Raw genomic sequence first — 14,540 nt, 5'->3', positions numbered from 1 at the left:
AAACCGTTGACACGGTTGAGCTCCTTGGCATCCTGGGCCAGTTCGAACAGGCCGGCCCAGACGTCCTTGTCGGCGTCGCTGCCGTGTTCGTTCATCCACTGCTGCATGCCGGCCTCATCTTCGCTGTAACCCAGGCTGCCCAGCAGGCTGTGGCGGTTACCGGCCAGCGTGGCCATGTCGGAAACGATGGTAGCTTTTTCGGAGATGATGTCGGTCAGGCCTTCGGCGGTGGCTTCAGCCAGCAAGGCCTGTTCCTGATTCAGTTTTTCGACCAGGCGGGACAGGGCAGCGTGTTCCAGAGGCAGGTTGCTGGCCGGATTCATGCGGGTCATCCTGTGCGAAGGCAGTAACGATCAGGCCGGACGGGCGCTGATCAGGGTCTTGACGGTGTCGATCAGGCCATTGGCCACTTTCTCCGGATCGATCTGGAAGGTGCCGTTGGCGATGGCAGCCTTGATTTCGGCCACTTTCTTGGCATCGAAACTGCTGCTGTTGCTGTTGACCTTGGTTTCCAGCGACTGATAGGTGCTGGACAGGCGCACGCTATCCGAAGTGGCTGCAGTGGCCGCGGCACCATTGCCGGCAGCAGCGCCGGCGGGGGCGTTGTTGCGAGGCTGGGCCTGGGTCTGCTCGCTGTTGAGGGCAGCTGATTTGAGGGCGTCGTTAACGTTCACGGCAGTATTCCTTGTAGGGTGGGGGCGCATCGCACCCGCCTGTCGTATGAATTATCGACCAGTTCTGCGCAAACTTTAACATCCAGGGCGCCAAAATGACGAAATGAGAGAAATTTTCTTCACATTTCCGACGCGCATCTGCAGATCCCGGCTAGACAGTCCTTTCTCTTCAGGATTGCCCTCTATCAATAGTTGATTTCCAGAATGCCGCCCGCCTTGGCGATGCCGCTGACCACTTGTCCGGCGGCGGTCCGCGCCTGTGCCATCTGGCCTTCATTGGCGTTGGTCATGGCGCGCGCTTCCGTGGAAATCTGGAAACCGGGGCCTATCGAGACGACCCGTACCGACTGCCCTTGCTGGACCACCCGCTGATTGCGGATCGCATCCATGCGCAACGGCGTGCCGGCGCGCAAGGACATGTTGGCGACCCGGCCCACCACCTGGGCTTCTTCGGTGATCACCCCGCTGGGCAGGCTGGACATGTCACCGCGGATGCGGGTGATGTCGCTGGCGCTGATGGTCTGGCCCTGAGCCAGCGGCACGGCGGCCACCAGGTAGTCGGAAATGACCTGCACATTGGCGCGCAGGTAGATCGTCCAGGGGGAGGGCGCCACGCACCTGACGCCCACCGTGGTGCGGCCCCACAGGCGTCCGCCGTTGGGCATGAAGGCTTGCGGTTCGAGGCAGGAGGCCAGCGTCAGGCGCGGATCGGCCGGATCGATGGTGATCGTGACACTGCCCGGCAGGCCGGAGGTCTGGCTGGCCAGGAATTGCTCGGCAACCTGTTGCAGAACTTGCAAGTTCTGCTTTTGCGGACCGTCGGGGGTATTTTGCGCAGCGACTGGCGAGGCGGTCGTCAATACGCCGGCCAGCAAGGCCAGGACGGCGATGGCACGGCGCAGGAGGCGCATGGGGCGAAAAGAATGTTTCATTTTGTGCAACTTGCCTGCAGCAGGCATTGGCGAATCTTGGCAGCAATGGTACGTCGCGCGCGCGACGTCAAAAGCGCAAACAGGGGAGGCTTTTCTCTCTTTATCGCCCCTTAGAGTCCGGGGTGGAAACGTATGATCAAGCCTACGTAATTCCATCATCGGCGTAGTGCGCGACCGTCCCGGCAGGGCGGCAGCGGCGCCGGTATTTCCGGAGGACCCGATGGTCTCTAAGCTCGACGATTTCTTCCGTTTCAACGAAATGGCGCTGAACCTGCGGGCACAGCGCCAGCAGGTGCTGGCTTCCAACATCGCCAATGCCGACACGCCCAACTACAAGGCGCGTGACGTCAATTTCGCCGATGCGCTGAAAAATGCCCTCGACAACAAGAGTGCAGCCATGCCGCCGTTGGCGCTGGCGCGCACGGCCGCCTCCCATGTGGCCGCGACCGCACCCGATAACGGTCCCGGCAGCATCGGTGGTTCGCCGCTGCAGTACCGCACCGTGACCCAGGGCAGCGTGGACGGCAATACCGTCGACCTGGACGTGGAACGCAATGAGTTCGTCGACAACGGCATTCGCTACGAAGCCGGGGTCACCGCCGTGAACGGCCAGATCAAGGCCATGATTAACGCCATCCAACCGGGTTGATAAGCCATGTCCCTTTCCAATATCTTCAACGTTGCCGGCTCGGCCATGAGTGCGCAGGCCCAGCGCCTCAATGCCACCGCCAGCAACATCGCCAACGCCGACAGCGCCACCAGCCCGGACGGCCGGCCCTACCGGGCCAAGCAGGTGGTCTTCGAAGCCATTCCGGTGGGCGATATCAAGGACAGCGGCGTGAAAGTGGCCGCCGTGGTCGAAGACCAGGCTCCGCCCAAGCTGGTCTATGACCCCAAGCATCCCATGGCCGATGGTAATGGTTATGTGGCCATGCCCAACGTCAACCCGGTCGAGGAAATGGTCAACATGATCTCGGCTTCCCGCTCTTACCAGACCAATGTGGAAACGATGAATACGGCCAAGGCCATGCTGGTCAAGACCCTTACCATCGGACAATAGGAAACAGGACCTGAATCATGGCAATCGTCTCCAATGACCTGCTCAATGCAATGAACGGGGCGAGCAGCAGCTCGTCCACCAACAACGCCGCCAGCCTGAATGACAACAGTCCGGATGCGATCCAGAACCGCTTCCTGACGCTGCTGATCGCGCAGATGAAGAACCAGGATCCCAGCAATCCGATGGACAACTCGCAGCTGACCACCCAGATGGCGCAGCTGTCGACGGTGTCCGGCATCAGCCAGTTGAACGACTCGCTGAGCACGCTGATGGGTAACCTCAATTCCTCGCAGGCGCTGTCCACTGCCAGCATGATCGGCCATAGCCTGCTGGCTCCGGGTAACACCATCCAGTTGACCTCCGATACCAGCAAGGACGCCGACGGCAAGGATGTCACCAGCCAGAAGGCGGTGTTCGGCGTCAACCTGTCCGGTACTGCATCCTCGGTCATCGTGACGGTCAAGGATTCGTCCGGCGCCGTGGTGCGCACCATGGACCTGGGCACCCAGGCCGCCGGTGCGGTTCCGGTGATCTGGGACGGTACCAACGATGCCGGTGGCAAGGCCGCCGATGGCAACTACACCTTCACCGCCACCGCCTCCAACAATGGCACCCCGGTCGCAGTGACGGCGCTGGCCTTCGGTACCGTGGCCAGCGTGTCCACGGCCTCTGACGGCGTCAAGCTCAATGTCACCAATGTCGGCACCATCAAGCCGACCGACATCGTACAAATTCTTTAATCGTCATTACCGACAAGATTCGGAACAAGGGGATATCTCATGAGTTTTCAGCAAGGTCTGAGCGGACTGAACGGCGCAGCCAAGAGCCTGGACGTCATCGGTAATAACGTGGCCAACGCCAGCACGGTCGGTTTCAAGCAGTCGCAGACCCAGTTCGCCGACATGTACGCCAATTCCATGAACCGTTCCGGCAACTCGCCGGTCGGCATCGGCGTGACCGTGGCCAGCGTGGCGCAGCAATTCACCCAGGGCAACATCAGCTCGTCCAACAATCCCCTGGACATCGCCATCAACGGCGACGGTTTCTTCCAGATGGCCGGTTCGCTGGACGACAAGTCGCCGCTGTATGGCCGCAATGGTCAGTTCCAGCTGGACAAGAACGGCTACATCGTCAATCCCAGCATGAACGGCGCCTACCTGATGGGCTGGGCGGCCGGTGCCTCGGGCGGTGACCCGGTGCCCTTGCAGATCGATACCTCGGCCATCCCGGCGACCACCACGACCTCCATCAGCACCAAGGTCAATCTGGATTCGCGCCTGAGCAAGCCGACCACTACGCCGTTCAATGCCAACGATCCGACCACCTACAACAACTCCACCGGTGTCACCGTCTACGACAGCCTGGGTAACCCGTACAGCGTGCAGACCTACTACGTCAAGCACGATCCGGATACCACGGTGACCCCGCCGACCACCAGCTGGGACGTGTACGCCAAGGTCGGCGACAAGACCCTGGTGACCACCGCTGGCGGGACCACGCCCCTGTCGCTGGGAACGATGAAGTTCGATTCCACCGGCTCGTTGCTCGGTGTGTTCGACTCTACCGGCACGCAGATCACCACCGGCCTGATGAGCATCGACCTCACCGCCGCCGGTCCCAACGCCAATATCGCCGCCGGTGGCGGCAACTTTGCCAGCCCCATCTCGCTGAGCTACGCGGGCTCGACCCAGACCGGGTCGGCCTTCGTCAACCTGGCACAGAACCAGAACGGCATGCCCCCGGGCACCCTGTCGAGCTTCTCCATCGACAAGGACGGCACCATCGTCGGTTCCTACAGCAACCAGCAGACCAAGAACCTGGGTACCGTGGTGCTGGTGAACTTCGCCAATCCTAACGGTCTGCAACCGCTGGGCAACAACCTGTACGCGGCGACCGGCGCGGCCGGCAGCCCGCTGGTGGGCCGTCCCACTACCGGTACCTTTGGCAGCCTGCAGGCGCGCGCGGTGGAAGATTCCAACGTCGACCTGACTGCGGAACTGGTCAACATGATCGTGGCGCAGCGCGTCTACCAGGCCAACTCGCAGACCATCAAGGTGCAGGACACCGTACTGCAGACCCTGGTCAGCCTGCGCTGATAAGGGCTGGAACGCGCGCCTGGCGGCGCGCGTGCTGGAAGGTCGCCGGCGCCGCCGGCGGCCGGTTTCAACGGCGGGCGCCGGGGGATGGCGCCGCACACAAGGGGTTTTATGGATCGTCTGGTCTATACAGCGATGTCGGGGGCCAAGCACACGCTTGAGCAGCAAGCCAGCGCCAGCAACAATCTGGCCAATGCCACGACCACGGGGTTTCGCGCCCAACTGAATACCTTCCGCTCCGCGCCGGTGGTGGGCGATGGCCTGCCCACACGGGCTTTCGTGGTGGACTCGACTGCGGGCAATGACTTTTCACAAGGCCCGATCCAGGATACCGGCCGTGCCCTGGACGTGGCCATCCAGGGGCGCGGCTGGATCGCGGTGCAGACCGCCGATGGCGGCGAAGCCTACACCCGCAATGGCAGCTTCAAGATGAGCCAGAACGGCGTCCTGCAGACCCAGTCCGGCCAGACGGTGCAGGGCGACGGCGGTCCGATCACCATCCCGCCCGACACCACCGTGGCCATTGCTGCCGATGGGACGGTCTCGTCGATCCCGACCAACGGCATTCCCAATGCGGTCAACGTCCTGGGTCGCATCAAGCTGGTCAACCCGGATGAAAAGAACATGAAGCGCGGTGACGACGGCCTGTTCCGTACCATCACCGGCGCCGCCCAGCCCGATGCCAACGTGCGTCTGGCCAGCGGCGCGCTCGAGGGCAGCAACGTGAACGTAGTGGAGGCGATGGTCAACATGATTAACCTGTCGCGCCAGTTCGAGATGAACATGAAGGTGATCCAGACCGCCGAAAGCGATGCGACCAAGGCGACCCAGATCCTGTCCTTGTCCTGATAGCCCATTAGCCTCAGCGCTGAATACCGGAGAAATAAATGATTCGTTCCCTATGGATTTCCAAGACCGGCCTGGATGCGCAACAGACGCAACTGGACGTGATCTCCAACAACCTGGCCAACGTCAGCACCAACGGCTTCAAGCGTTCGCGCGCCGTGTTCGAAGACCTGCTGTACCAGACCGTGCGTCAACCCGGCGCCCAGTCCTCGCAGCAGACGCAACTGCCCTCGGGCCTGCAGATCGGTACCGGTGTGCGTCCGGTCGCCACCGAGCGCATCTTCACCCAGGGCAACGTCAACCAGACCAACAATGACAAGGATCTGGCGATCCAGGGCAATGGCTTCTTCCAGATCCTGCTGCCCGATGGCACCACCGCCTATACCCGCGATGGCTCCTTCCAGACCGACAGCCAGGGCCAGATGGTCACCTCCAGCGGCTACACCCTGCAGCCGCCGATCACCATTCCGCTCAACACCACCAAGCTCAGCGTGGGACGTGACGGCACCGTCTCGATCATGCAGGCCGGTTCCACCGCGACTACCCAGATCGGTACCATCCAGGTGGCGACCTTCATCAACCCGGCCGGGCTGGAAAGCCGCGGCGAAAACCTGTACGTGGAAACTGCCGCTTCCGGCACGCCCAACCCCAATACCCCGGGGACCAATGGTGCCGGCGCCTTGTGGCAGGGCTATGTGGAAACGTCCAATGTGAACGTGGTGGAAGAGCTGGTCAACATGATCCAGACCCAGCGCGCCTATGAAATCAACAGCAAGGCCATCACCACCTCCGACCAGATGCTGGCCAAGCTGTCGCAGCTGTAAGACCTGGCGGCGAGCCGGGGCGGTTTTATTGAACAGGGTAGTTGGCAGTAGAAAGAAGGACGAGGCAGATATGAAGAGCTTGCTCAAATTGGTCACCATCGCGGGGGTATTGGTCGTCGCCGGCTGCACCACCGTGCCCGACAGCATCGTGACGGGGCCCAAGACGGCTCGCCCGCAACCGGCCTCCTATGCGCCGCCGACCTCGGGCGCGATCTTCCAGTCGGCGGTCTATCGCCCGCTGCTCGAGGACCGCCGCGCGCGCCTGGTGGGTGACACCATTACCATCGTCATCAACGAGAAGACCAGCGCCGGTAAGTCGGCCGGCAGCTCGGCCAGCAAGACCGGCGCGGTGGCCTCACCCGCGCCCACCATCTTCGGCACCTCGATCAAGGAACTGTCGGCTTCCGGCAGCTCCTCCTCCAAGTTCGAGGACAAGGGTGCCACCAGTTCCAGCAATACCTTTACCGGCACCATCGGCGTGACCGTGGTGGAAGTGCTGCCCAACGGTAACCTGGTGGTCTCCGGCGAAAAGCAGGTGGCACTGGACAAGGGTGTCGAATACGTGCGCTTCTCGGGCACCGTCAGTCCGGACAACATCCAGACCGGCAACACCGTTTCCTCGACCCTGGTGGCCGATGCCAAGGTCGAATACCGTACCAATACCCGGGTGGACATGGCTGACTTCATGTCTTCGCTGGGCCGATTCTTCTTCAGCGTTTCTCCTTTCTGATGTGGAGTAGTGCAATGACCCGGAAAGGACTTTTCGCGATGGATATCTTCCGATCAGGCAGCCGGCTGGCAATGGTTGCCGCCGCGGCCGTGGCCACCCTGTGCCTGGGTGTGGCGCTGCCGGCCCAGGCCGAGCGACTCAAGGACCTGGCCAGCATCCAGGGCGTGCGTCAGAACCAGTTGGTCGGTTACGGCCTGGTGGTCGGTCTGGACGGCAGTGGTGACCAGACCACCCAGACCCCCTTCACCGTGCAGAGCGTGATCAGCATGCTGCAGCAACTGGGCGTGAACGTGCCATCCGGTACCAGCAGCAATATGCAGCTCAAGAACGTGGCCGCGGCGATGGTCACGGCCAACCTGCCGGCCTTCGCGCAGCCGGGTCAATTGATTGACGTCACCGTGTCTTCCATCGGCAATGCCAAGAGCATCCGCGGCGGCACCTTGCTGATGGCGCCGCTCAAGGGCGCCGACGGCCAGATCTACGCCATCGCCCAGGGCAACATCGTGGTCGGTGGTGCCGGTGCTTCGGCGGCTGGCAGCAGCACGACCATCAACCAGCTGTCGGCCGGCCGCATTTCCGGCGGTGCCACGGTTGAACGTGCAGTGCCCAGTTCGCTGGGTGGCGGCGACATGGTGGTACTGGAACTGAACGACAACGATTTCTCCACCGCCGCCCGGGTGGTGGATGCGCTCAACAAGCGCTTTGGTACCGATACTGCCGTGGCGCAGGACGGCCGCGTGATCCGTGTGCGGGCCCCGATCTCCAGCGGCGACCGGGTGGCCTTCCTGGGTGCGCTGGAAAACGTCGACGTGACCCCCGGCAAGCTGGCGGCCAAGGTCATCCTCAATGCGCGTACCGGTTCGGTGGTGATGAACCAGAGCGTGATGCTCGATACCTGCGCTGTCTCGCATGGCAATCTGTCGGTGGTGATCCAGGCCGACAATGCCGTGAGCCAGCCCAATGCGCTGGCCGGTGGCCAGACGGCCGGGGTGCAGAACGCACAGGTCTCGATCAACAAGGAGCCGGGCAAGGTCATGCTGTTGAAGGGCGGTGCCTCATTGTCTGATGTGGTGAAGGCACTCAATGCCATCGGCGCCACGCCCCAGGACTTGCTGGCGATCCTGCAGGCGATGAAGGCGGCAGGTTCCTTGCGCGCCGAACTCGAAGTGATCTAACGGTAACGGTAGCGGGACGGCATGGCCGATTCCATTACAAACGCTTTCATCCAAGGTAACCCATGCTCAACAAGATCAACCCATCCAATCCGACCGAGAATCTGGCCGTCGATGCGAATGGGCTGAACGGCCTGCGCGAAGCCGCCCGGCAGAATTCGCCGGAGGCCATCAAGGGGGCGGCCAAGCAGTTCGAGGCGCTGTTCCTGAACATGGTGATGAAGAGCATGCGCGACGCGACGCCACAAAATGGCCCGTTCGATAACGAGCAGACCAAGATGTTTACTTCCATGCTGGACCAGCAACTAAGTCAAAGCCTGGCCCAGCGCGGTGTCGGTCTGGCCGATGTGCTGACCCGCCAGTTGTCGGCCTCGCTGCCCAAGAAGCTGCCGGATGCGCAGGACCTGGAAGGTACGCCCGGCGCCGGTGACGAGGGCTTGCCGATGGGCATCCCGCTGGTCAAGGAAATGAGCGAGGCAGATCGTGCCAAGTTCATCCAGAGCTTCGCCAGCCAGCAGCAGGCCGATAGCACCGATCAGGATGGCCGCAATGGCAACCGGCAGCGTCGCAATTCCAACCGGCCGGCGCACGTGGAGGCCTTCCAGAACCGCCTGCAGGCCGATGCCGAGATCGCCAGCAAGATGACCGGCATCCCGGCCAAGTTCATGCTGGCCCAGGCCGCGCTGGAAACCGGCTGGGGCAAGAAGGAAATCGTCGCCCGCGACGGCCGTTCGGCGCACAACCTGTTCGGCATCAAGGCCACCGGCAACTGGACCGGCAAGGTGGTCGAGGCCACCACCATCGAATACATCAACGGCAAGCCGCAGAAGCGGGTGGAGAAATTCCGCGCGTATGATTCCTATGCGGATGCCTTCAAGGATTACGCCAACTTGCTGCGCAGCAATCCGCGCTACGAAAAGGTATTGGCCAGCGCCCAGGATGCCCATGGTTTCGCCTACGGGCTGCAGCGCGCCGGTTATGCCACCGACCCGCACTACGCCGAGAAACTGTCGCGCATCATCCGTCAATCGCTCTCGGCCTAAGCAGCGCCGGCTGCGCGACCCTGCGCTGCAAGGGCAGGGTGCAGGGACAGCTCAGCGGTGCCAGTCGGAAACAAAATCGACCGCAGCCATCTAAAGTTTTGGTCAATCCTGCCGTTGACTTGGTTATTCCGCTAAAAGCTTTCAGGGACGACAACCTAGCATGGCAACTAACATCTTCAGTATCGGGCAATCGGCGTTGCAGGCGGCCATGGCGGCCCAGGCCACCACCAGCCACAACATCTCCAACGCCACCACGCCCGGCTACAACCGCCAGGAAGTCGTGCAAAGCTCGGCCGGTGGTATCAACTACGGCTACGGTTTCGTCGGGCAGGGGACCCAGGTCACCGAGATCAAGCGTGTCTACAACGACTTCCTGACCAAGCAGGCGCTGGCCTCGCAAACGTCGGCAAGCTCGCTGGATGCCTATTACTCCGAGATCTCGCAGATCAACAACATGGTGGCCGACACCAAGGCCGGCCTGTCGCCATCCTTGCAGGATTTCTTTGCGGCGATTCAGAACCTGGCGTCCAATCCGAATACCCAGGCCTCGCGCCAGTCGGTGCTGTCGCAGGCCTCGACCCTGGTGGCACGGGTGACCAGCATCAACGATCAGCTCTCGGCCAGCAGCGCCAGCGTCAATAGCCAGATCACCTCCACCGTCACCACGATCAACTCCTACGCGCAGCAGATCGCCCAGCTCAACAAGGCCATCGTCAGCGCCATCGGTACTGGTGGCGGTCAGCAGCCCAACGATTTGCTGGACCAGCGCGACCAGCTGGTGGCTGAGCTGAACAAGTACGTCAAGATCACCACCGTGCCGCAGGATACCGGCGCGGTGAGCGTGTTCATCGGTACCGGCCAGTCGCTGGTCACGGGCGAGAACGTGACCCAGCTGGCGGTGACCAATTCGCCCACCGACGTGTCGCGACTGCAGATCGGGCAGGTGACCACGGCCGGTACGACTGCGACCATCCCTGACAGCTTCTTCTACGATGGCGGCAGTCTCGGCGGTCTGCTCAAGTACCGCAGCGAAACGCTGGATCCGACCCAGAATGCCCTGGGCCGCATCGCCATCGCCCTGGGTACCGCCTTCAACCAGCAACAGCAGCTGGGCCTGGACCAGAACGGCAATCCCGGCACGAACATGTTCAATGTCAGCTCGCCCAACCTGATCGGTTATCCGACCAATACCGGCACGACTGACCTGAAGGCGACGATTACCGATCCGTCGGCCTTGAGCACCAGCGACTACACGCTGACCTACGACGGCACCAATTACACCTTCACCCGCCTGTCGGACAACACCAAGACCGTCAAGGCCGCCGGTGATTTCCCGGTGACGCTGGATGGGGTGACCTACTCCAACGGTGCAGCCGCGCCCGGACCTTACGCGCCGGCCATCCCGAGCGGAAACATCTACAAGATCCAGCCGACCGCCAATGGCGCGGCCGGCTTCTCGCTGGCATTGAACAACACCCAGCTGCTGGCCACGGCGGCGCCGATCTCGACGTCGATCAACGCCACCAACAACGTCAACGCCAGCACGCCGGCCACCAATGCCGGCAACGCGCTCATCTCCAGCACCTCGCTGGATGGGACCAAGTTCCAGCAGGGTTCGTCGGTGTCGTTCACTGCTTCGATGAGCGGCGGAACACCGTCGGTGTTGCAATTGACGAGCGCCTGGAGCGGTGCCACGCCAGTACCGGATGTGACCTATTCCAATCCGGATGGCACGGGTGGCACGGTCGCCGGCGGCGCGGCATTCCCCTACCAGTCGGGCATGACCATCACCAGCGGCGGCGTGTCCTTCACGCTGACCGGCACGCCCAGCACCGCCGGGACCGGCGACAAGTTCAACTTTGCGCCGGTTGCGGCCAACAAGGGCACGGCCACCATCAGCTCCGGTTCGGTCACGCCGGCCTACCTGACCACCACCACGCCGTTGACCAAGCCGACCACGCTGGAGTACGACGGCACCGCCACGCCGCCGAACTTTACGATTTCTCCGGCTGTTCCGGCCGGTGGCGGTACCATCACCCACAAGGATGGCACCACCACCACCATCGGTGCCGGTGTCACGGTTCTGCCCTACACGGCGGGGGATACCTATGAGATCAGCGGCGTATCGTTCCAGATTTCCGGGCAGCCCTCCGATGGTGACCAGTTCACCATCGCCGCCAATACCAATGCCGCCTCGGACAATCGCAACATGCTGGCCATGGGCAATCTGCAGACGTCCAAGACCATCAATGGCACCAATTTCCAGGGCTCGTATTCGCAGCTGGTGGCCACCATCGGCAACAAGACCAACGAGATCAATGTCACCAATACCGCCGAAAAGGCGCGTCTGACAGCGATCCAGACCCAGCAGCAGTCCGAGTCCGGCGTCAACCAGGATGAGGAGCTGGCGCAGATGATCCGCAACCAGCAGCAATACCAGGCTGCCGCCAAGATCATCCAGGCGGCCAGCGACATGATCAATGTGCTGCTCACCCTGGGCGGTTAAACAGTTTAGAGGAAGACGACCATGCGTATTAGCACCCAGATGCTCTATCAGTCGAGCAACAACGACCTGACCAGCATGCAAAGCCAGATCCTGAAGCTGTCGCAGCAGGTGACGGCGCAGCAGAAGGTATTGCTGCCCTCGGATGATCCGGTGGCCGCGGCGCGCGCCCTGGACATGACCCAGACGGAGGCCCTGAACGAGCAGTACAAGACCAATCGCCAGAACGCCAACAGCGCGCTCTCCAGCGTACAGGGGACCCTGGACAGCCTGACCAACATGCTGACCAAGCTGAAGTCCAATGTGATCGCGGCCGGTAACGCCTCGTATTCCAATGCCGAGCGCAGCAACATGGCTGCCGAGATCAAGGGCAACCTGAACGAGGTGATGGGCTACGCCAATGCCCAGGACGGCCAGGGCAACTACATTTTCGCCGGTTTCAAGAGCACGACCCAGCCGTTCACCCTCGATGGCAGCGGCGGGGTGGTCTATAACGGCGACCAGGGCGCCATGACGTTGCAGGTCGATTCCACCCGGCAGATGGACATCAGTGCATCGGGCCAGGCGATCTTCCAGGGTGGTGGTCAGGACATCTTCAAGACCATGACCAACCTGATCAATACGTTGTCGGTCCCGGTGACCGAGGCGGCCAACAAGGCCGATGAAACGGCGGCCAACAACTATGAATACCCCCCGCTGAGCAATCAGTTTCCGATCCAGGACTACAAGACGGCACAGGCGACCCTGGATGGCATGAAGCCCGATGATCCGGGCTACCAGGCCCAGTTCACCGCGACCGCTGCGGCCAAGCTCAAGGCCGATGCGGCCGATGCCGCCCGCACCCCGGTGCCGGGCAGCCAGGCAGCGCTGACGCGCAACCTGGCCCAGTTCAACACCCAGATCGACGCCATCTCCAGCGGCGTATCGACCGCCAAGGCGTCCATCGGTGCACGCCAGAACGAACTGGACAACCTCGATGCGGCCGGCGAGGTCAACAAGGAAAACTACTCCCAGACCATCAACAACCTGCTGGGTCGCAACCTGTCCGACACCAGCGAGCTGATCAGCGACCTGACGCTCAAGCAGACCTATCTGTCGGCGGCACAGAAGGTCTTCGTCACCACCAGCGGTCTGACCTTGCTGAACTATCTGAAGTAATCGATGGACCGGTCGGCTGTCCGAGGACAGCGACTACGATGCAAAAAAGGCGAACCCGAGGGTTCGCCTTTTTGCTTCAAGCGCGCTCCTCGTCAGCGCGCAGGCGGCAGGGGCGCGGGCCTGGCGCGGGTGTCGCCGCCCAGGGCCTGGTACAGGGTCATCTGGTTTTTGAGCTGGTTCAGTCGGGCCTGGGCTAGTGAGGTCTCGGCGGTACGACGCTTGTCCTGCTGCTCCAGCCAGGCTTGCAGAGTGATCGAGCCGGCCCGGTAACGCAGTTCGAACAGGCGCTCGGCAGCCTGTGCCACTTCCAGGTTGCGCAGCAACAGCGCCTGTTGACGGGCATACTGCTGGCGAGCGGACAAGGCGTTCTCGACGTCGCTGAACGCCGAATACAGGGTCTGGCGGAAGTTGGTGACAGCGCTGTCATAGTCCGCCTGCGAAACGCCGACCTTCAGCTTCATCTGGGTCTGCTGCAGGAAGGGCAGGCTCAGCTGTGCACCCAGCGTGGCCACCGGATTCTGTACCAGGCGCAGCAGGGCGTCGCTGCTGGTGCCTAGCGCGCCAGTCAGGGTCAGTTGCGGGTAGAAGCCCAGGCGGGTGAGATCGACATTGGCCAGGGCGCTGCGCAGACGCAGTTCGGCCGCGCGCAGGTCCGGCCGCCGCCCGAGCAGTTCGGCCGGCAGGCCGGCCTCCAGATTCGGCAGTGGTTGCTCGGGCAGACTGGCCGGCAGGGCGAAGGGCTGCCCCGGCGGACTGTCGAAGAGGATGGCCAGGGCGTTGTCGTTTTCTACCCTTTGCCGCAGCAGGTCAGTGTAGCCGGACTGCTGACTCAGCAGATTCTGCTGCGCCGTCAGCACTTCCAGCGATGATGCGCCGCCGGCCCGGTATTGCGTGTTGACCAGCTCCAGCGTCTTGCGGGCATAGTCGATGCTCTGCTCGGCGGTGCGGATACGCTGGTTCAGGAACGCGCCGGTCCAGTACAGGTTGGCGGTGGTGCCGACCAGGCTCAGTGCGGTGGCGGCGCGATCCTGTTCGGTCGCCAGCGCTTCCCAGCGGGCCGCGTCATAGTTGGCCCCCAGTCGGCCCCACAGATCCACTTCATAGGACAGGTTGATCGCATTCTGGCTCTGGCGGGTGGTTGCGCGGTTGCCGCTCAGGGGCGTACTGGCATTGCTGCTCAGTTGCCCACCTAGCGTCGGCATGAACGCATCGTCGGCCAGGCCGGCCAGCAACTGGGCGCGTCGCACCTTGATGGTGGCGGCCGCCAGATTATTGTTCTTGCGCAGGGCTTCATCGATCAGGCGCGTGAGTTCGGCATCACCGAACCCCTGCCACCAGCGCTGGGCATCGACGCTGTCGGCCGCAGTCGCCTGCTGCCAGGCCGGCGCCGCCTGTGTGGGCGGCGGCGCATAGGGGGTGCGCGTCAGCGCGCTGCAGCCGCCCAGCAGGGCCAGTGCGAGCAGCAGCGGAAGACGGGAAATAAGAGGCTTGGACATGGCTAT

At 62.7% G+C, this 14,540-nt stretch carries 15 protein-coding genes; 11 read left to right on the top strand and 4 right to left on the bottom strand.

Features of this window, described 5'->3' with window-relative positions:
* The 3 genes from VE092_RS23150 to flgA form a co-directional block, all read right to left on the bottom strand.
* On the bottom strand, positions 1-323 hold a 323-nt coding region (locus VE092_RS23150), incomplete at its 3' end, for a flagellar protein FlgN (RefSeq protein WP_324880235.1).
* Positions 324-353: 30 nt separating this feature from the next.
* Positions 354-674 (bottom strand): flagellar biosynthesis anti-sigma factor FlgM, encoded by a 321-nt coding sequence (gene flgM / locus VE092_RS23145; RefSeq protein ID WP_006462685.1) that lies wholly within the window; start codon positions 672-674, stop codon positions 354-356.
* Between the two features lie 185 nt (positions 675-859).
* Positions 860-1,606: a flagellar basal body P-ring formation chaperone FlgA gene (gene flgA, locus VE092_RS23140; protein WP_324880234.1), complete on the bottom strand. Its 747-nt coding sequence runs from the start codon at positions 1,604-1,606 to the stop codon at positions 860-862.
* 220 nt (positions 1,607-1,826) lie between these two features.
* On the opposite strand from flgA, the gene flgB reads away from it, so the two are divergent.
* The 11 genes from flgB to flgL all read left to right on the top strand — a co-directional run bounded on the left by flgB (position 1,827) and on the right by flgL (position 13,038).
* Complete coding sequence (gene flgB, locus VE092_RS23135; protein WP_324880233.1) at positions 1,827-2,255, top strand: flagellar basal body rod protein FlgB; 429 nt, start codon at positions 1,827-1,829, stop codon at positions 2,253-2,255.
* A gap of 6 nt (positions 2,256-2,261) precedes the next feature.
* Positions 2,262-2,666: a flagellar basal body rod protein FlgC gene (gene flgC, locus VE092_RS23130; protein ID WP_324880232.1), complete on the top strand. Its 405-nt coding sequence runs from the start codon at positions 2,262-2,264 to the stop codon at positions 2,664-2,666.
* A gap of 17 nt (positions 2,667-2,683) precedes the next feature.
* Positions 2,684-3,406: a flagellar hook assembly protein FlgD gene (locus tag VE092_RS23125; protein ID WP_324880231.1), complete on the top strand. Its 723-nt coding sequence runs from the start codon at positions 2,684-2,686 to the stop codon at positions 3,404-3,406.
* 39 nt (positions 3,407-3,445) lie between these two features.
* Positions 3,446-4,762, top strand: coding sequence for a flagellar hook protein FlgE (gene flgE, locus VE092_RS23120; protein ID WP_324880230.1), 1,317 nt, complete (start codon positions 3,446-3,448; stop codon positions 4,760-4,762).
* 111 nt (positions 4,763-4,873) lie between these two features.
* Positions 4,874-5,611: a flagellar basal-body rod protein FlgF gene (gene flgF, locus VE092_RS23115; protein ID WP_324880229.1), complete on the top strand. Its 738-nt coding sequence runs from the start codon at positions 4,874-4,876 to the stop codon at positions 5,609-5,611.
* A gap of 38 nt (positions 5,612-5,649) precedes the next feature.
* A complete protein-coding gene (flgG, locus tag VE092_RS23110; protein ID WP_324880228.1) occupies positions 5,650-6,432 on the top strand; it encodes a flagellar basal-body rod protein FlgG in 783 nt (260 codons plus the stop codon).
* 70 nt (positions 6,433-6,502) lie between these two features.
* Positions 6,503-7,162: a flagellar basal body L-ring protein FlgH gene (locus VE092_RS23105; RefSeq protein WP_324880227.1), complete on the top strand. Its 660-nt coding sequence runs from the start codon at positions 6,503-6,505 to the stop codon at positions 7,160-7,162.
* A gap of 71 nt (positions 7,163-7,233) precedes the next feature.
* Positions 7,234-8,337, top strand: a complete 1,104-nt coding sequence (locus tag VE092_RS23100) for a flagellar basal body P-ring protein FlgI (protein ID WP_174616869.1) — start codon at positions 7,234-7,236, stop codon at positions 8,335-8,337.
* 62 nt (positions 8,338-8,399) lie between these two features.
* Positions 8,400-9,377, top strand: coding sequence for a flagellar assembly peptidoglycan hydrolase FlgJ (flgJ, locus tag VE092_RS23095; RefSeq protein ID WP_324880226.1), 978 nt, complete (start codon positions 8,400-8,402; stop codon positions 9,375-9,377).
* A 160-nt stretch (positions 9,378-9,537) separates the two neighbouring features.
* Positions 9,538-11,883, top strand: a complete 2,346-nt coding sequence (gene flgK, locus VE092_RS23090) for a flagellar hook-associated protein FlgK (protein ID WP_324880224.1) — start codon at positions 9,538-9,540, stop codon at positions 11,881-11,883.
* A gap of 21 nt (positions 11,884-11,904) precedes the next feature.
* Entirely contained in the window at positions 11,905-13,038 is a 1,134-nt protein-coding gene (flgL, locus tag VE092_RS23085; RefSeq protein ID WP_324880223.1) for a flagellar hook-associated protein FlgL, read from the top strand.
* Positions 13,039-13,130: 92 nt separating this feature from the next.
* Here flgL and VE092_RS23080 read toward each other — a convergent pair whose 3' ends face one another.
* Entirely contained in the window at positions 13,131-14,534 is a 1,404-nt protein-coding gene (locus tag VE092_RS23080; protein ID WP_324880222.1) for an efflux transporter outer membrane subunit, read from the bottom strand.
* Positions 14,535-14,540: the final 6 nt, after the last annotated feature.

Source organism: Herbaspirillum sp., from assembly GCF_035644555.1.
GTDB lineage: Bacteria > Pseudomonadota > Gammaproteobacteria > Burkholderiales > Burkholderiaceae_D > Herbaspirillum.
The sequence above is the reverse complement of the archived record's forward strand: the minus strand, read 5'-3'. Positions and strand labels throughout refer to the sequence as shown.